The sequence below is a fragment of the Microbacterium sp. NPDC086615 genome (genome assembly GCF_040686055.1).
In the GTDB taxonomy this organism is placed as follows: Bacteria; Actinomycetota; Actinomycetes; order Actinomycetales; family Microbacteriaceae; genus Microbacterium.
In genome coordinates this window covers 151,624-169,555 of record NZ_JBFBJJ010000006.1, presented here as the reverse complement: position 1 = coordinate 169,555, position 17,932 = coordinate 151,624, and the positions used below count along the sequence as shown (strand labels likewise).

Below are 17,932 nucleotides of genomic sequence, written 5' to 3'. Positions count from 1 at the left end.
CTCAGTCGAACAACTCGTATCCGGCGACGAAGTTGACGTCGTGCCGCGCTCCTTCGGCCGCCATGACGGCGAAGTCGGGGATGTGGAAGTCGGCGGGCTCGGGGATGCCGGCGGTGTCGGTGGAGCGGCCCACGGCGCGGAAGAAGTCACTGAACCCGCCGGACGTCACGCCGAAGACCTTGCCGGTGCGTTCGATGCGGTACGAGTGGATCGTGTTCTTGGGCACGTAGCCGAAGTCGCCGGCCTCGAGGATGCGGGTCTCGCGGTGACCGTTCTGGTCGTCGACCCAGAGTCGGATCGCCCCTTCGAGCACGAAGAAGGTCTCGTGGGTGAGGGCGTGGAAGTGCGCCGGCACGGGCTGACCGGGGCGTCCCTCGGTCAGGAACGAATCGAACTCACGCTCGGTCTGAGCCGCGGTCGCCAGCAGGGTGAACAGCTGGTCGAACATCACGAGCTTGTCGCCCTCGGCGGCCCCGAGGAAGTACGGAGCGGGCTGGGTGGGCAGGGCGCTGAGCGACATGGGGAACCTCCGGGGTACGTCGTCGGACCCTCCCACTGTGCGGGCGCGCGCGCCCGTTCACCAGTACGACCTGACGAACGGACATGAGGCTGTGCCTAACGCCGGTCGGGCGTTAGCGTGAAGACATGGACATCTCGGCGGCCGCGCTGACGTACTTCGTCGCGCTCGCCGACGAGCTGCACTTCGCCCGCACCGCCGAGAAGCTGCACATCAGCCCTCCCTCGCTCAGTCAGCAGATCGCCCGGCTCGAAGCGCAGGTGGGCCAGCGTCTGTTCGTCCGCAGCCCACGCGCCGTGCACCTGACCCCGGCGGGGCTCGAACTCCTTCCGCTCGCGCGCAACGTCGTCGCCGCTCACACCGGCGTCGAGAGGTGGGTGCGTGCCCAAGCCGAACCTTCGGCTCCTCTGAAGGTCGGCATCGTCGCGACGGGTGCCGGCCTCCTGACCAGCGTTATCATCGCGGAGACGCTGCAGCGGCATCCGGAGCTGCGTCTGGAACTCCGCAGCCTGGGGTTCGCCGAGGTGGAACGAGCCGTGATCGATGGGGGCGTCGACCTCGCCCTCACACTCGGCCCGGCGCCTGAGAACCCCCGCCTGGTGAGCACGACGTTGGCCACCGAGCCCCGGGTCCTCGTCCTCCGCGACGACCACCCGCTCGCCACGCGCTCGCACGTGTCGATCGACGAGACGAACGATCTCGGGTTCGTCGTGCCGGTCACCGCTCGCAACGCCGCACGGGCGTGGTGGCTCGTCGACCCCCGGCCCGACGGGTCGACACCGCGCGTCACCGCCGTCGCCGACGCGGTCGAGGGGCTGATGGAGTTCTGCGTCGCGGGCGTCGGGGTCAACATCGCGACCGCGTCGGCGGCGACCCACTACGGGCGCGCCGGCCTGGCCTACATCGAGATCGACGACATCGCCCCGGCGGAAGTCCTTGCCATCCGCGCCGAGAGTCCGGCTCGGCCCGAGACGGTGCTCCTCGAGCGAGTCGCGGAAGACGTGGCGCGGCGAGGAGCCGCCGGGGGCGTCAGGCCGGATCGTGCGCGAACGCCGCTGCCGCCTGAGCGACCGCTCCCTGCTCCCACCGACACGTGAAACGGTGCACGCCGGTGGCGACCTCGAACGGCTCCGACCCGTCGGGGAGGTGGATCTCGGCGGTCGACGACGCCGGGACCGTGAGCTCGAGCGAGAACGTCCCGTCCTCGAGCGTCCACGAGATCGCCGCACGCCCGTAGGGCGTGTCGTGCGAGGCCCGTACCCACTCCAGCTCGGGGGTCGGGACGGGGGCGACGAGAAGGCGCCGATACCCCGCAGCGGCCGGCGCGAGTCCCGCGACGCGGCGGTGCAGGAAGTCGGCGACGGCCCCGAAGGCGTAGTGGTTGAACGAGGTCATGTCGCCCGGGTTGATCGATCCGTCGGGGAGCATCGAGTTCCAGCGCTCCCAGATCGTGGTCGCGCCCATCGTCACCGCGTACAGCCATGACGGGCACTCCCGCTGCAGGAGAAGCTTCCACGCGGTGGCATCCTGTGCCGTGTCGACGAGGGCGTCGCACACGAGCGGCGTGCCGAGGAAGCCCGACCCGATGCGGAACCCGTCGGCGGCCACCTGCGCGGCGAGCAGCTCACCGGCGTGCGCGCGCTGGGTGGGGGAGAGCAGATCGAACCGGATGCCGAGGGCGTACGCCGTCTGCGAGGGGAAGGCGGCCCGGCCCGACGGGGTGACGAATTCCGTGCGATACCGCTCGGCAGCGTGATCCGCCAGGGCGCCGTAGCGGAGCTCGGCCTCGGCGTCGCCGCGCAGGCGCGCCGCATCGCGCACGATTCGCGCGGACCGTGCGAGGTATGCGGTCGCCACCGCCTGCCAGGGCAGGCGCGCCGCCCACGGAGCATCGTCGGGGGCAGCGGCATCCAGCCAGTCGCCGAAGGAGAAGCCACCGCTCGCGAAGTCGATCTCGTCGCCCGCGCGTCGGGCGAAGGCGTCGACCCAGGCTGTCATCGAGGCCCACTGCGCATCGACGATGCCCTCGTCGCCGTACCTCTCGTACATCACCCACGGCACGACGGTCGCCGCGTCGCCCCACCCCGCCTCGGCGCCGAGCGGAGGCAGGTGCGGGTCGATGTCGGCCCACGGGACGTACACGGGAACGTTGCCGTCGGGGTGCTGGTCGGCCGCGAGGTCGGCGAGCCAGCCGGTGAGCATGCCGGCGGTGTCGTACAGGTACGACGCGGCGGGGGCGAAGACCTGCAGGTCGCCTGTCCACCCCAGGCGCTCGTCGCGCTGCGGACAGTCCGTCGGCACATCGACGAAGTTGCCTCGCATGCCCCACACGACGTTCTCGTGCAGTCGGTCGAGGAGGGGATCGGATGCCGCGAACTCCCCGACCCGACGCAGGTCGGTGTGGATCACGACGGCTTCGAGATCGTCGACCGTGAGCTCGCCCGGCCATCCCTCGACCTCGGCGTAACGGAACCCGTGGAGCGTGAACGACGGCTCCCACTCGCGAGCCGCGCCCGCGCTGATGAACTCGTCGGTGGATCTCGCTCGGCGCAGCGGTCGCACCCCGAGCTCGCCGTTCTCGAGCACCTCCGCGTGCCGCACCCGTACGGTCGTGCCGGCGGGCGCCGCAGGTACGCGGAGGCGCAGGCGACCGACGAGGTTCTGACCGAAGTCGACGAGCGTCCTGCCGCTCGGAGAGGTCGAGATCTCGACCGGCCGGATCGCGTCCGCGCGCACGACGGGCGGACCGGTCGGGGCGACGAGCGTGGCGGTGTCGAGGTCGACGAGCTCGACGGGCGCCCAGGTCTCCGCCGAGACCGCGGGCGTATCCCACTCGGCGATGTCCCGGCGGGCGTCGAAGGTCTCGCCCATGTAGAGGTCGGCGCGGGTGACGGGTCCCGTGGTCCACCGCCAGGTCTCGTCGGAGCCGGTGACGCGGAGCGTTCCATCGGCGTGCTCGGTCTCGAGCTGAACGAAGGCGGCCGTGCGCGAGCCGTAGACGTCGCGGAGGCCGGCGAACCCGAGGAACCCGCGCCACCACCCGTCGGCGAGGTGCACGCCGATGACGTTGTCGCCGGTGTTCACGAGGTCGGTGACGTCCCACGTGCGGTAGCGCAGGCGCCGGTGGTAGCTCGTCCACCCGGGGTGCAGCACGTCGTCTCCGACCGGGCGTCCGTTCATGCTCAGCGTCATGACGCCGAGCGCGGTCGCTCGCAGCCGTGCCCGCACGACGGGCGAGTCGAGGTGGACGTCGCCGCGCAGCAGGAAGGCGGGTTCGCCGTCGTCGCCGGGTTCGTCGACGAGTGGCGCGACGGCGCGAGCAATCCACAGCTCCGAGTCGAGCAGGCCCGTCTCGAGGGCGGTCGGTTCGCTCCACGCGGAGGGGCCCTCGTCGGAACCCCACACGCGCACGCGCACTCGGGCGCGGGCACGGCTCTCGAGCGGTTCCCACGGCCACTGGACGAGCACCGACTCGATCGACTCGACGCGGCCCGTCGACACGGCATCCGGATCATCGTCGCGGACCAGCTCGAGCTCGTACGCCCGCTGCTTCCAGCCCGCCTCGACGGTGTCGGTCACCCACGAGAGGCGGGGTCGGCTCTCGCCGATACCGAGAGGGTGGCGGTGATGCTCGATCGTCACCGGGCGCACGCGAACGCTCATGTCGCTCCTTCGCGAAGTGTGAGGGGAGAAGGATCAGATCGGGTCGACGAGGAAGCCGTTGATCGTGCGGCGGCTCTCTTCGACGAAGTCGATGTCGAGGCCGCTGAGCCACAAGAGCTGCGCGCCTTCGACGGAGGCCATCGTCGACAGCGCGGCACGGCGCGGGTCGACACCCGGGCGCAGGCCGCCCTCGTCGCCGACCGCGCGGAAAGCTGCTTCGACGGCGTCGGCGATGCGCAGGAACCGCTGCGCGAAGTAGTCGTGGGCGGGATGCGCGGGATCGACGGCCTCGGCCGCGAGCATCGTGTACAGCTGTACGACGCCGCGCTGACCCACCTGCTGACGTGAAATCTCGAGCAGCTCGGTCAGGAATCGTCGACCGTCGAGTCCCTCGAGTTCGAGCTCGGCACTGCGGTCGCGCTGTTCGAGGACGGCGCGCAAGAGGGCGATCTTGCCGCCCGAGAAATGGTGCAGGACGGCGGTCTGCGTGACGCCGACGGCGGCGGCGATCTCGTTCACCGAGCTGGCGCTGTACCCGGATCGGGAGAACACCTCGAAGGCGGCGTCGAGGATCTGCGATTGCCGTTCCGCGCTCTTGCGGTAGGGGCCCCGTGGTCCGGACATGGAGTCACCGTAACAGTTTTCGCCGAAAATATTGCACCTTTCATATTTTCGGTGTTACCGTCCTCGCATCCCGACTCACCCGGGTGATCGACGACGACACCGGACACCCGTCCACGGCAAAGGAGCCACGAAATGACCCTCTCCGCAGAACCGCCCGCCACGTCGGCCGGCGCCCCCGAACCCGCCCGCCGCGACGAGCCCGCCCCCACCGAAGCGTTCCGCCGTGAGGCGTCACCGCGCCGCGGTTTCGTGTTCTTCCTCGTGCTCGCCGCCGTCGGCGCGGGCGCCGCGCAGATGTCGGCGGCCCTGCTCACGCTCACGCTCAAGGCGACCGCCCTCGATGCCGCCGCCGCGACGACGATCATCTCCGTCTCGAGCGCGATCGCCGGCATCCTGACGCTCGTCGCCCTCCCCGTGCTCGGCGCGCTCAGCGACCGTTCGCGCTCGCGCTTCGGGCGCCGTCGCCCCTTCCTCCTCGTCGCCCTCGCGGCGTTCCTCGCGGGCGGGGCTCTGCTCATCGCGGCCCCCAACGTGCCGTTGTTCGTCGCAGCTCACCTCCTGATCACCCTGGGCTTCGTCGCCACGGGTGTGGTCACCACGGCGCTCATCGCCGACCAGCTTCCGCGTGACCGTCGCGGACCCGCCTCGGCCTTCGTGAGCCTGAGCACCGCGATGGGCGCTCTCGTCGGCATCGGCATCTCGCAGCCGTTCGGCGCCGAGCTCGTCCCCCTCGTCGGTCTGCCCACGGTGTTCGCCGTCATCGCGGTCGGCCTGCTGTTCGTCGTGCTGCGCGACCCGCAGTTCGACCAGCCCCGCGAGCGCTTCGACCTCAAGGGCCTCGTCGGCGTCTTCTGGGTGAACCCCGTGCGCCACCCCCGTTTCGCCGCCGTGTTCGCCAGCCGCATGCTCGTGTTCTCGGGCGTCGCCGCTCTCAACGGCTACCAGGCGATCTACCTGCTTCAGCGCGTGCACCTGCAACCCGCCGACCTCGGGGGAGCGATCCTGCTCACGGTGATCGTCAACGTCGGCATCTCGCTGCTGGTCGCTCCCGCGATCGGCAAGCTCAGCGACCGCCTCGACCGCCGCAAGCCCTTCATCATCGCGGCCGCGATCATCCTCGGAGTCGGACTGGTCGTGGCATCCACCGCCACCGACTTCGGCTTCTACCTCGTGGCCTGCGGCATCGTCGCGCTCGGCCAGGGCGTCTACTTCGCTGTGGAGCTCGCACTCGCCACCCGCCTCGTGCCCGACATCGACAACCCGGCGAAGGACCTCGCGATCATCAAGATCGCCGACAACCTGCCCGTCACGATCGTCGCGGCCGTCGCCCCGGTTCTGTTGGCGATCGGAGCGGGTCCCGCCGGTCCGAACTTCGCGGCGCTGTTCATCGCCGGTGCCGTTTCCGCCGTGCTCGGTGGACTGGTCATCCTCTTCATCAAGGGAGCACGTTGACATGACGACCGATTTCCTCTGGGGCGTCGCCATCGCCGGTCACCAGAACGAGGGCGACAACGTCGACAGCGACATCTGGGCGCTCGAGAACACGACGCCCACGATCTTCCGCGAGCGCAGCGGCATCGCGAACGACCACCTGAATCGGTGGGGAGAGGATCTCGACCTCGTCGCCTCCCTCGGGATGAATGCCTTCCGTTTCTCGATCGAGTGGGCACGCGTCGAGCCGGTCCGCGGCGAGATCATCTCGGCCGCTCTCGATCACTACGAGCGCGTGATAGATGGGGCTCTCGAGCGCGGTCTCGCTCCGGTCGTCACCTTCAATCATTTCTCTGCGCCCCAGTGGTTCTCCGCGGCCGGTTCCTGGTTGGCTCCGGATGCCGATCGGCTCTTCGCTGCGCAGTGCTCGCGGGTCATGCGCCGCTTCGGTGACCGTATCCATACCGCGGTGACGATCAACGAGCCCAATCTCGAGCAGCTGCTGCAGGCGGGGAACAAGCTCCCGCCGCAGGTCGAGGTGCTCAAGCGCGAGATGCTCGCCGCCGCCGCGCGTGACGCCGGCACGAGCGGGTACTTCGCCTCGAACGTCATCCCGGCCGACCGGCAGGACGACTTCGAAACCGCGCTCACGCGCGCGCACCGTGCGGCCGTCGCCGCCATCAAGGCCGAGCGCGCCGACCTGCCGACCGGGGTGTCGATCGCGATCTGCGATGAGGTCGCCCTGCCCGGCGGCGAAGCGCACCGAGACGCCAAGCGTGCGGCCGTCTACGACCACTGGCTGCGCGTCGCCCGCGACGACGACTTCATCGGGGTGCAGAACTACGAACGGATCGTGCACGGCCCCGACGGCGAGATCGAGCTCGACGGGCCGCGCAACGGAATGGGCACGGTCATCGAGCCCGCGGCGCTGGCCGGCGCGGTGCGCTACGCCCACGAGGTGTCGGGCGTTCCGGTGATGGTGACCGAGCACGGCATCCAGACGGACGACGACGCGCAGCGGGCGGCATTCCTCCCCGCGGCACTGGAGGCTCTGGATGCCGAGATCGCGGCGGGGACTCCGGTGCGGGGGTACTGCCACTGGACGCTGATGGACAACTTCGAGTGGATCTTCGGCTACGGCCCCAAGCTCGGGCTCGTCGCCGTCGATCGCGACACCCTCGAGCGCACGAAGAAGCCGAGCGCCGACGTCTACGCGCGCGAGGTGGCTCAGCGACAGGTCAGCCTGGTCGGCTGAGCCCGGCGGCGGCGTCCGGTCGTGCGATCGATGCGCCGGGCTCGGCGGTCACCGCGGCGGCGCCAACAGCCCGCCGAGAGCGCCGAGCACGTCGGCGAGGGGGATCGACGGTTCGAGCAGCCACTGCACCTGCAGACCGTCGGAGGCCGCGATCAACAGCGCGGCTACCTGGTCGGGGTCGCAGTCGGCGCGGACGCGGCCGTCGGCCTGCTCGGCGCGGAGGCGATCGGCGAGTTCTTCGCGCAGGCGGGCGAAGCGGTCGGTGAAGTACTCGCGAGCGGTGGCGCTGTCTTCTTTCAGCGAGGCGGCGACGAGCGTCGTGTACAGCTCGACGAGGCCTGGCACCGAGGTGTTGTTCTCGGCGGAGTCGGTGAGCGACGACAGCGCGGTCGCATCGGGGGCGGCGGGCGTCGACTTGGACGCGTGGTCGTAGACCGCGACGAGTAACTGCTCGCGCGAGTCGAAGTAGTGCAGGAGGGCCGCGTGCGAGACGCCGAGCGCTCGCGCGATGCTCCGGAGCGACGCCCCCTCGGCCCCGCGCTCGGCGAAGACGTGGATTGCGCGGTCGAGGATCTCCTGTCGTCGCGCGACGCCTTTCGTATACGCGCCCGAGCGCCCGAGGCGGTCGTCGCCCTCACTCGCGGGAGCCTCGGCCTCGTCGTCGCTGGTCACCCCGTCAGTGTAGGGGAGATAAAAGCAACCAGTGGTCGGTTTTGTGGTAGCGTTCCCGCAATGCCCTCGGCGCCCCCCATGGCGCCCTCGACGACGAGCAAGGAAAGGTCCGATGTCGCTCCCTCTCCCTTCCGTCCAGCTCTACACGCTGGCCGCAGAATTCACCGCCGACCCGGGCGGGTCGCTCGACCGCCTCGCTGCGATCGGCCTCCGCAACGTCGAGGCGTTCGACTTCGTGCGCCGCCCCGCCGAGATCCGCGCGGCTCTGGATGCCAGTGGCCTGGCCGCCCCGACCGGACACGCCCCGCTGCTCTCGGACGAGCTGTGGACGCCCGACGGCTCCATTCCCACCCCCGCTCCCGAGGTGGTCTTCGAGGCCGCTGCCGAGATCGGCATCTCGACCGTGATCGACCCCTTCGTCGACCCCGCGCGCTGGGTGACCGCCGACGGGATCGCCGACATCGCCGAGCGCCTCAACAAGGCGGCCGACGTCGCCGCCACCTTCGGGCTCAACGTCGGGTACCACAACCACGCGCAGGAGTTCCTCATCGACGTCGACGGCAAGAGCGGCTTCGAGCACTTCGTCTCGCTGACCGACGAGCGCATCGCAATCGAGCTCGACCTGTTCTGGGCGCTCACCGGCGGCGAGGACGTGCCGGCCCTCGTGCAGCGTCTCGGTTCGCGCCTGGTGGCCGTGCACGTCAAGGACGGCATCGTCCCGGTGCCCAACCCCTTCGCTCCGGATGCCGACCGCAGTGCCACGCGTCAGCTCGATCAGCGTCGTCCCGGCGAGGGCCAGGTGCCCCTCGTCGAGGCCATGCAGGTCGCCGCCGACGTGAAGTACGCGGTCATCGAGTACGACCAGGCTCCCGGCGACGTGTTCGACGACATCGCCGCGAGCTACGCGTTCCTCCTCGAGAAGGGCCTCGCCGCGTGAGCGCCCCCGTGGGAGTCGGCATCATCGGTGCCGGCGTCATCAGCGACACCTACCTCGAGAACCTCACGTCGTTCCCCGACGTGACGGTGCTCGCGGTCGGCGACATCGACACCGAGCGGGCCCGCGCCAAGGCCGAGAAGTACGGCGTGGCCTCGTGGGGCACCGCCGACGAGGTGCTCGGCAATCCCGACATCCAGGTCGTCGTCAACCTCACGATCCCCGCTGTCCACGTCGAGGTCTCGTCCGCCGCGATCGCCGCGGGCAAGCACGTCTGGACGGAGAAGCCGCTCGGCCTGGATCGCGTCGGCACCGCGCAGCTCCTGCGCGACGCCGAGGCCGCGGGTCTGCGCATCGGCTCCGCGCCCGACACGGTGCTCGGCCCGGGCTTCCAGTCCGCCAAGCGCGCGATCCTCGACGGCGTGATCGGTCAGCCTGTCTTCGCGCAGGCGTCGTTCCAGACGCAGGGGCCCGACCTCTGGCATCCGGGACCCCAGTTCCTCTTCGCGCGCGGCGCCGGCCCCCTGCTCGACATGGGCCCGTACTACCTGACCGCGCTCGTGAGCCTGCTCGGTCCGGTGGACCGGGTCGCGGCCCTCGGTGCGAAGCCGCAGGCGCAGCGCGAGATCCACGCCGGGCCCGACGAGGGCACGTTCTTCGACGTCGAGGTGCCCACCACGGTCCAGCTCCTCGCGGCGTTCGAGAGCGGCCAGCAGGCCCAGGGGCAGTTCAGCTTCGACTCGGCGCTCGAGCGTCACGGCGTGCTCGAGATCCACGGCACCGAGGGCACGATCGTGCTGCCCGACCCCAACCGCTTCGAGGGGCCGACCCGCTACGTCAAGCCGCTCGGCGTGCTGCGCGACGGCGCCCGGTTCGACCAGCCCTGGATCGACGTCGAGCAGGAGGGCGTGGTCGTCGGCCGCGGCCTGGGACTGCTCGACATGGTCCGCGCGATCGCCGAGGACCGCCCGCACGTCGCCACCGGTGAGCTCGGCTACCACGTGCTCGACATCATGCTGTCGGCCGAGGAGTCGATCGAGAACGCGGCCTTCACGACCGTCGAGAGCACGCTCGCGGCTCCCGTCCCCGTCGTGCCCCGCGACTTCGACCCGTTCGCGCGCACGATCTGATCGATCTCGACCCCGCCGACGCGACCCTCTCGGGGGTGCGTCGGCGGGGTTGTTCGTGGGTGCGGCCCTGGCCTCCGTCAGCGGCAGCCCTGCGCACCGAGCCAGGCGCGAGCGGCCTCGGCGGCATCGCCCGAGGTGGCCTCGTCGGGGATGATGGGGGTCTCGGCGAACTCCGTTCCGGTGCGGTCGACGTAGATGCTCTGGGTGAGGATGATCCTCGCTCCGTCCGCCAGCGGGATCGGCAGGTTCGCGGAGGTGTACCCGGCGGTGGGCGCCCCGAAGCTGCGGACCCCGTCGACGCCTCGGAACGCGGCCACGACGGCCTCGGCGCTCGATCCGGTCCCGGCATCCTGAAGCACCGCCACGGGAACGCCGGTGATCTTCCCACGGGCGGCCACGGCGACGACCGTCTGGCCCCCGAGGCCGACGCCGTCGTCCTGCACGGTGACGGTGGTCGCGTCGCCGCTCCGCGTGCGGAACGAGAGGGCCGGGCCGTCGGGCAGCAGCGCGGAGACGCCCGAGAGCATCGGGTACATGTTGCCGCCCCCGTTTCCGCGCACGTCGACGATCCATCCGCACACCTCGTCGGCTTGCGCGGCGATCCCGGTCGCGACGACGTCGGAGTAGTCCTGCTGCGTCCGCTCGTCGGGGTCGACCAGCTCGGGAAGGGTCACGACGCCCACGCCGTCGGCCGCCGACACCGCCGGGAGGGCCGAGGTGACCTCCTCGACGCCGGGCATCTCAGCCGGAGGCTGGAAGCTCGAGTGCTTCCCGCCCGCGGCGCGGGTGGCCGCGTCGATCAGCGGGTAGAGCTCCTCGGCGCTCCGGGCCGAGGGCGCCGCATGCAGCAGCTCGGCCCGCGCCGCGGTCCACTCGGGTCCGGTCGCGTAGTAGCCGGTGTCGAGGCGGTCGACGACGATCTCGGCGTACCGCTCGGGGGTGGGCGGCACCAGGTAGAAGCCGAAACGCGGGCCGTACTCGTATGCGCCCCACGCGGCCCCGCCGCCGAGGACCAGCACGACGGCGGCCACCGCGCCCATCACGTACCGCCGGCGTCGGCGTTTCCCGGGTCGGACAGCATTGCTCTTCGGGGTGTCGCTCACCCTTCGATGCTCGCAATCTCACCCGCCGGGCACATCCGTCCAGGGGAGTATTCCGCTGCGCCGAGAGGCGGACGAGCGCTGCCACCGACCTCGACCGGGACACCCGCGAGGCCCGCGAGCACGCCGAGCGCTTCCGCCACGGGGTACGGCTCGCCGTCGGATGACCGGATGCCACGGGCCCCCACTCCTCGAAGAACGCCACCGACGCGATGCCCGGTGTCGTCAGCGCGGCGAGGCTCGCCACCGTCCACGCCGCGAGCTCGGGCGCGCGAGTGGAACAGCGGGGTCACGGCGAAGCCGACGCCGTCGAGGTCGTCGGGGAGCAGGTCGTGTCCGCGGTTCAGCTCGGTGAAGTGCGTGCGCGCCCCGCCGACGACGGGGAGGTCGAGCCCTTCCTCGCGCAGCGCCTCGCGCAGCGCGGCGACGGTCGTGGCATCCGACAGGTGTTTCTCGGGTCCGTCGCCGGCGAAGGCGCCGACCGTGCGTACGTGAAGACCACGCAGGGCGCGAACCGCTTCGAACAGCCCGGGGGCCGCCCGCCATGCGGGTGAGGCGAGGTCGAGCTCGACACGGACGAAGGAGCCGATCGGCGTGGGTTCGGATGCGGGACCCGGGGCTGTCGCCGCGCCGACGCCGATCGCGGGCACGACGCCGGCCGTATGCAGCACGATCTCGTCCTCGGCGTCGGCGAGGTCAGCTCGACCCCCGGTAGAGGCGAGGGTGAGCGCGGGCTCCGGGCGGTAGTGTTCACGGATGCAGATCCTGCTTGAGAATCCCTGTATGACGGTGAGCTACGGGTCGGCATCCGTGGTCACCGACGAGTCCGTCGATCGCAGCGATCTCGGCGCGCCGTGGGCGGATGAGAGCAACGGCCTGTGTGGAGCCGGTATCCCTGGTCTCCTGGAACTGCAGGTCGGAACGCACACCGGATGGGTGCCGTTCCGCATCGAGCTGCATGAGTCCGAACCCGCTCTCGCATCCCACTGGGAGGAGGCTGTGGAGGTCTCCTTCACGACCACGCACGATGAGGCGTACCTTCTGGGCCTCATGGACGACAAGGAGTATCGCTTTCCTCTTCCGGCGGGCGACTACCGTGTTCGCTACTGTGCTCGGGGCTTCGACGAAGCGCATCGCGGAGAAGAGGGGGAGGACTCCTACCTGCTGCAGTTCTGGCCGCAGCCACCGTGCGCCGCCAGAATTCTGCGGCAAACGAGCAGCGAGGCCGCGTACTGGCATCGCGCCCGTCGCACCCTGACCCCGCAGGAGCAAGAGGAGGACGATCTCCGCGAGGCCGCGGAGCGTGAGAATCGGGCACGCGAGCGATGGGGAGATCGCGTTCCGAACGAACGCCTTCGCGCAACCCTCGACCAAGGCCTGTGGTCGGGCACCCTCATGAAACTCGACCCTGACCTCGAATTCGCCCTGGCCGAAGCCGATGACACCGTCCACCGTCGCATCGCGGCGTGGGCCGCCCTTCGATGCGCGGACGTATCGGGGCTGAACAGACTGTCGGAGTTCGCCCCGGCCTTCGCTGCGCTCCGCCGTGACGAACCCGTGCCGACGCCGTTCGACGATCCCGGAGAGTGCTGGGCCCTGTATCGGCGAACGAACGCGCCCCGCACCATCGTGCCGATGCCGCTCGAGGGTGCAGGTCCCGTGTTCGCTCAGGACTGGGCGATCCCCGCCCTGTTCTTCACGGCTCACGCGGATTCGCTCGTGGCGGTGTTGGAGGTCGTCGTGTGCCTGGCCCACGTGCACGGCCGCGATGGATACCGCCAGGCCTTCGCGGACCTGCGGGCGCGGTTCCCCGAACTCCCATCGGGTGGCGCTTGACCCGGCTCAGGAGGACTACCTCGCCGACGATGCGCACGCTCGCATCCGGCCGTCGTCGCGACGAAGGCGGTGGCTGTCCGGTCGGACAGCGCGTGCCCTACCGCTCCTCCCTCCGCCTTCCCAACGTCAGCGTCGACACCAGCCCGAGCGTGAGGAAGCCCGCCGCCGTGAACGCCGCGGCGCGGGTGCCGTCGCTGAAGGCCGCACGCGCATCTGTCGCGATGTCCTGGGTCGCGGGTGACTGCCCGAGCCCCGCGATCGCCGCTCCCGCGCTGTCGACGACCTGCGAGACGACCTGGTCGCGCTGCGCGGCGGGAAGCCCGCGATCGTCGAGCGAGCCCGCGAGCACCCCCGCGGTGGTCGAGAACAGGACCGTGCCGAGGATCGCGACGCCGAGGGCCGCTCCCAGCTGGCGCGAGGTCGACTGCGTGCCGGACGCCTGGCCGCTCGCCGCGGGTGGGACGTCGGCGAGGACCACGCCGGTGAGCTGTGCCGTGGCGAGACCCACCCCGAGACCGTAGACGAAGAGGAAGGGGATGAGCGGTCCCCAGGTGGCACCCGGTCCGATCGTCAGGGCGACACCCGCGACGCCCACGATCTCGGCGAGCAGGCCGCCGCGAACGACCCACACGGGGGCGACCTTGCCGCTGAGGGCGCCGGCGACCCCGCTCGCGACGAAGGAGCCGATCGCGAGCGAGAGGAGGAGGAGCCCGGTCTGCAGCGCGTCGAATCCGACGACGAACTGCAACCACAGCGGCAGCGCGAGGATGATGCCGAACTCGCCGAGCGACACCACCGCCGCGGCGATGTTGCCGTTGCGGAACGACCCGATGCGGAACAGGTCGAACGCCAGCAGGGTCGAGAGGCCGCGCCGCTGGCGCCCGACGCCCCACGCGATGAACGCCACCAGGGCGATCGCCGCGACCGCGAACGCGATCGGGACGGGCGAGAGCTCGAAGGGCCACGTCCACGAACCGATCGTCGGGACGGAATCGAGCGTCCACCACCCGTACGTGCGTCCCTCGATGAGGGCGAACACCAGCGGTGCCATGGTCAGGACCGAGAGCAGCGCCCCGACGCCGTCGATCGCCGCGCGCTGCTCGCTGCGCGACTCGGCGACGGTCAGCAGCACGCCGATCACGATCAGGATGCCGAGCGGGATGTTGATGCCGAACGCCCACCGCCACGAGAAGGCGGTGGTGAGCCACCCGCCGAGCAGGGGCCCGACGGCCGCCATTCCGCCGATCGTCGATCCCCACACGGCGAAGGCGATGCCGCGTTCCTTCCCGCGGAAGGTCGCGTTGATCAGCGACAGGGTGGTCGGCAGGATCATCGACCCGCCGACGCCCTGTACGAGCCGCGCCGCGATGAGGGCTCCGCCGGTGGGGGCGAGGGATGCCGCGATCGAGGCGAGGGCGAAGACGACGACGCCGATGAGCATGAGGCGTCGTCGGCCGAACCGGTCGGCGAGGCTGCCGAAGACGAGAAGGAAGGAGGCGAACACGAGGGTGTAGGCCTCTTGGACCCACTGCACCTCGGTCGACGAGATCCCGAGATCCTCGACGATCGAGGGGACGGCCACGTTGACGATCGTCGAGTCGACGATGATCAGCGAGACGGCGATGCTGATGAAGACGAGCCCCGCCCAGCGGCGCCCGACCATGCGTTCGTTCATGTAGCTAGCTTATCTAGCTACATTGGGTGGCGGCTATCCCTTGACCGGGAGGTTCAGGGGTGATGCGAGGCGGGGCGATGCGCCCCGGGTCGGGGCGCGCGCTCGCCGGTGGCGAGAGGGATCGGCGTCGTTCCCGCCACCTCGTCGCTGAAGTCCTCGGGCTCCGGGGACACGACCGCCAGGGGCCGCGTCTCGTCGAGCGTGAGGCGGAAGCGCTTGCTCTCGTGCCGGTGCACGCGTCCCGACGACAGCGTCCACGCGACGCCGATCCCGCACGCGACGATCGCGGCGACGGCGGCGAGGCCGATGGCCACGCGCGGGCCGAACTCGCTCGCGACCCAGCCCACGATCGGCGCGCCCACGGGGGTGCCGCCGAGCAGGATCGCCATGTACAACGCGAGCACCCGTCCGCGCAGCGCGGGATCGGTCGTGGTCTGGACGTAGCCGTTCGCGGTGGTGAGCGTGGTCACGACGCAGAATCCCGTCAGCACGAGAGTCGCGGCGTACGCGCCGTAGCTCGGTGCGAGCACCGAGAGAGTGGATGCCACGGCGAACCCGCCCGAGCCGAGGATGACCACGCGCATCCGGGCGCGCTCGCGACGCGCGGCGAGCAGCGCGCCGGCGAGCGAGCCGATCGCGACGAACGAGCTCAGCAGGCCGAACCCGTCGGCACCCCGGCCGAACTCGAGGGCCATCGTCGAGGCGAAGATCGGGAAGTTCATGCCGAACGCCCCGAGCAGGAACACCATCGAGAACGTCACGACGAGGTCGGGGCGCTTCGTCACGTAGTGGAACCCGTCCGCAAGGCGCGTCGGACCGCCCCGGCGGTGGTGCACGATCAGCTCGTGCGGCCGCATGATCAGCAGGGCGGCGAGCATCGCGAGGAAGGTCACGGCGTTGACGAGGAACACCCACCCGGTGCCGACGACCACGATCATGACGCCGGCCACCGCGGGTCCGATGAGTCGGGCGGTGTTGAACGACGCCGCGTTCAGCGCCACGGCGTTCGAGGCGTTCTCCTTCTCGACGAGGTCGGAGACGAAGGTCTGCCGCGCCGGGTTGTCGAAGGCGGTGACCACGCCGAGCGCGAGAGCGAAGCCGTACATCAGGGGGAGCGTCATCATTCCGGTGAGGATCAGGATGCCGAGGCTCAGGGCCAGCGCGAGCAGCGCCGATTGCGTGCACATGATGAGCTTGCGCCGGTCGAAGCGGTCGGCGACCCATCCCGTGACACTCACGAGCAGCAGGGGAGGGGCGAACTGCAGGGCCATGGTGACGCCCATCGCCGCCGCGTCGTTGTCCGTGAGCTGCGTGAGCACGACCCAGTTCTGCGCCGTCGCCTGCATCCACGCGCCGATGTTCGACACCAGGGCGCCGATGAACCAGACGCGGTAGTTGAAGACCGAGAAGGATCGGAACATCGCGCTCATCTCTCCGCCACCTTCCTCATGATCTCGGCCGCCGCGGCCAGGGTCTGGCGTTCCGCCGGGGTGAGCCCGTCGAGGGCCTCTTCGAGCCAGGCGTCGCGCCGCCGGACCGTCTCGTCGACGACGGTGCGACCGGCATCCGTCAGTGCGATCGTGACTTTGCGTCGATCGTCTTCGTGCGGGGTGCGCGTGACGTATCCCGCGTCCTCGAGGAGGGACACCGTGCGGTTCATCGACGGCGCCGTGACGCGCTCGCGCTCGGCGAGCTGACCGAGCGTGTGCTCGCCGTGGATGGTGAGGGCCGCGAGCACCGCGAACTGTCCATCGCTCATGGAGTCGACCGCGCGCTGCGCGCGGAGCCGTCGCGCCAGACGGAACGTCGCCATGCGGAGTTCGGATGCCGCCGAGGTGAGGGCCGTGTCCGGACCTGAATCGTTCGCGCGCATACTCGTCTCCTCTATTCGTTAGCATAGCTCATTAGTTTTGCTAAATAAAACGAGGTCGCCGGGTTGACCCTAGGATCGGCGCATGCCTGAGTTCGTCGACGCATACGGCATCACGATCGTCTACGACGTGTACGAGGCAGAGGATCCCCGCGCCGTCGTGCAGCTGCTCCACGGTGTCGGCGAGCATGCCGGTCGCTACGCGGCGCTCATCGATGCCCTCGTCGCCGACGGCTACACCGTGTACGCCGACGACCACCGCGGGCACGGGCGCACGGGCCTTCGGCAGTGGGGCGGCGATCACACCAAACTCGGGCGCCTCGGTCCGGGCGGCCTCGGCGCCGCTCGCGACGCGGTCTGGACGCTCACGCAGATCATCCGCGAGCGTCACTCCGACCTCCCGCTCGTGCTCCTCGGGCACTCGTGGGGCTCGTTCCTCGCGCAGATGCTGCTGGATCGGCATCCGGATGCCTTCGACGCGGTCGTCCTGAGCGGCTCGGCCCTGCGGTGGCCCGGGGCTCTGAACCCCGGTGACCTGAACGCCCCGTGGAAGAAGCTCGGCGGTTCGGGCATGCAATGGCTCTCGAGCGACGAGCAGGTCGGTCGCGACTTCGTGGACGATCCGCTGACTACCTCGGTGCCGCTGGCGAAGCTGTTCGGCCCTGTCGAGGCCGCGAAGCTCTTCGGCCGCCCGCGCCGCAACCTCGAGCGCGATGTCCCCGTGCTGCTGATGGTCGGACGTGACGACACGGTCGGCGGCCCGCGCAGCGTCCACCTGCTGGCCGACGCGTATCGCTCGCGTTCCGGCCTGACCGACGTCACGACGCTCGTGTATCCCGGCGCCCGGCACGAGATCTTCGCCGAGGTGCAGCAGGCCGAGGTGCGCGCCGACCTCCTCGCCTGGCTCGACGCCCGCCTCCCCGCTCGCGCCTGACCCGCCGCGGGGCCCTCCGTGGTGGTGGGGTGCAGCCTCGCTCCGGCCGCCTGCTTCGCCTCGCCCCACCCGCCCCACCCGCGTGCCTCCCCGTGTCGACTTGTCCGGGTTCCGCGTGCGTGGGGTGTCTCATATGCGATGACTTGCGCCGAATGCTGGCGCGATCGCGCTTTCCGCGTGCATATGCCGTGAGTCATCCCCCTCCGCCCCCGTCAGGGGAGGGGGAGGAGGCGCAGGAAGAGGGGCCGGACGCCCCCGCATCCGGCCCCTCGCCCCCGCTTCCCTGTGCCT

The 17,932-nt window shown here is 70.5% G+C and carries 16 protein-coding genes; 7 read left to right on the top strand and 9 right to left on the bottom strand.

Annotated features, from left to right (window positions below):
* Position 1: 1 nt before the first annotated feature.
* Positions 2-520: a quercetin 2,3-dioxygenase gene (locus AB0O24_RS08520; RefSeq protein WP_363374045.1), complete on the bottom strand. Its 519-nt coding sequence runs from the start codon at positions 518-520 to the stop codon at positions 2-4.
* Positions 521-645: 125 nt separating this feature from the next.
* On the opposite strand from AB0O24_RS08520, the gene AB0O24_RS08515 reads away from it, so the two are divergent.
* Positions 646-1,614: a LysR family transcriptional regulator gene (locus AB0O24_RS08515; RefSeq protein ID WP_363374042.1), complete on the top strand. Its 969-nt coding sequence runs from the start codon at positions 646-648 to the stop codon at positions 1,612-1,614.
* On the opposite strand, the gene AB0O24_RS08510 is transcribed toward AB0O24_RS08515, so the two are convergent.
* Entirely contained in the window at positions 1,547-4,180 is a 2,634-nt protein-coding gene (locus AB0O24_RS08510) for a glycoside hydrolase family 78 protein (RefSeq protein ID WP_363374039.1), read from the bottom strand. The genes AB0O24_RS08515 and AB0O24_RS08510 overlap by 68 nt on opposite strands.
* A gap of 33 nt (positions 4,181-4,213) precedes the next feature.
* Positions 4,214-4,804, bottom strand: coding sequence for a TetR/AcrR family transcriptional regulator (locus AB0O24_RS08505; RefSeq protein WP_363374036.1), 591 nt, complete (start codon positions 4,802-4,804; stop codon positions 4,214-4,216).
* Between the two features lie 132 nt (positions 4,805-4,936).
* Here AB0O24_RS08505 and AB0O24_RS08500 point away from each other — a divergent pair, with 132 nt between their 5' ends.
* Complete coding sequence (locus AB0O24_RS08500) at positions 4,937-6,256, top strand: MFS transporter (RefSeq protein ID WP_363374034.1); 1,320 nt, start codon at positions 4,937-4,939, stop codon at positions 6,254-6,256.
* Position 6,257: 1 nt separating this feature from the next.
* On the top strand, positions 6,258-7,490 hold the full coding sequence (locus AB0O24_RS08495; protein WP_363374031.1) for a family 1 glycosylhydrolase: 1,233 nt from the start codon (positions 6,258-6,260) through the stop codon (positions 7,488-7,490).
* A 48-nt stretch (positions 7,491-7,538) separates the two neighbouring features.
* On the opposite strand, the gene AB0O24_RS08490 is transcribed toward AB0O24_RS08495, so the two are convergent.
* Positions 7,539-8,162: a TetR/AcrR family transcriptional regulator gene (locus AB0O24_RS08490; RefSeq protein WP_307384730.1), complete on the bottom strand. Its 624-nt coding sequence runs from the start codon at positions 8,160-8,162 to the stop codon at positions 7,539-7,541.
* A 112-nt stretch (positions 8,163-8,274) separates the two neighbouring features.
* On the opposite strand from AB0O24_RS08490, the gene AB0O24_RS08485 reads away from it, so the two are divergent.
* The gene (locus tag AB0O24_RS08485) at positions 8,275-9,099 is read left to right on the top strand and encodes a sugar phosphate isomerase/epimerase (RefSeq protein WP_363374028.1); all 825 of its coding nucleotides are present in this window, start codon (positions 8,275-8,277) and stop codon (positions 9,097-9,099) included.
* Positions 9,096-10,226 carry a Gfo/Idh/MocA family oxidoreductase gene (locus AB0O24_RS08480; RefSeq protein ID WP_363374025.1) on the top strand — a complete coding sequence of 377 codons (1,131 nt, stop codon included), beginning with the start codon at positions 9,096-9,098 and terminating at the stop codon, positions 10,224-10,226. The genes AB0O24_RS08485 and AB0O24_RS08480 overlap by 4 nt, the downstream gene beginning before the upstream one ends.
* 77 nt (positions 10,227-10,303) lie before the next feature.
* Here the strand turns inward: AB0O24_RS08480 and AB0O24_RS08475 are convergent, their stop codons facing one another.
* The gene (locus tag AB0O24_RS08475; RefSeq protein ID WP_363374022.1) at positions 10,304-11,329 is read right to left on the bottom strand and encodes a S41 family peptidase; all 1,026 of its coding nucleotides are present in this window, start codon (positions 11,327-11,329) and stop codon (positions 10,304-10,306) included.
* On the bottom strand, positions 11,326-11,997 hold the full coding sequence (locus AB0O24_RS08470; protein ID WP_363374019.1) for a hypothetical protein: 672 nt from the start codon (positions 11,995-11,997) through the stop codon (positions 11,326-11,328). Before AB0O24_RS08470 ends, AB0O24_RS08475 begins: the two co-directional genes overlap by 4 nt.
* Before the next feature lie 112 nt (positions 11,998-12,109).
* Here AB0O24_RS08470 and AB0O24_RS08465 point away from each other — a divergent pair, with 112 nt between their 5' ends.
* Positions 12,110-13,162, top strand: a complete 1,053-nt coding sequence (locus tag AB0O24_RS08465; RefSeq protein ID WP_363374017.1) for a hypothetical protein — start codon at positions 12,110-12,112, stop codon at positions 13,160-13,162.
* Positions 13,163-13,259: 97 nt separating this feature from the next.
* On the opposite strand, the gene AB0O24_RS08460 is transcribed toward AB0O24_RS08465, so the two are convergent.
* From AB0O24_RS08460 to AB0O24_RS08450, 3 genes are read right to left on the bottom strand one after another with little or no spacing between them, the layout of a single operon-like run.
* Complete coding sequence (locus AB0O24_RS08460; protein ID WP_363374014.1) at positions 13,260-14,837, bottom strand: DHA2 family efflux MFS transporter permease subunit; 1,578 nt, start codon at positions 14,835-14,837, stop codon at positions 13,260-13,262.
* Positions 14,838-14,890: 53 nt separating this feature from the next.
* Entirely contained in the window at positions 14,891-16,267 is a 1,377-nt protein-coding gene (locus AB0O24_RS08455) for an MFS transporter (protein ID WP_363374011.1), read from the bottom strand.
* The gene (locus tag AB0O24_RS08450) at positions 16,264-16,710 is read right to left on the bottom strand and encodes a MarR family transcriptional regulator (RefSeq protein ID WP_275800080.1); all 447 of its coding nucleotides are present in this window, start codon (positions 16,708-16,710) and stop codon (positions 16,264-16,266) included. The genes AB0O24_RS08455 and AB0O24_RS08450 overlap by 4 nt, the downstream gene beginning before the upstream one ends.
* Positions 16,711-16,792: 82 nt before the next feature.
* Here AB0O24_RS08450 and AB0O24_RS08445 point away from each other — a divergent pair, with 82 nt between their 5' ends.
* The gene (locus AB0O24_RS08445; RefSeq protein ID WP_307384744.1) at positions 16,793-17,641 is read left to right on the top strand and encodes an alpha/beta fold hydrolase; all 849 of its coding nucleotides are present in this window, start codon (positions 16,793-16,795) and stop codon (positions 17,639-17,641) included.
* Positions 17,642-17,932 lie beyond the last annotated feature (291 nt).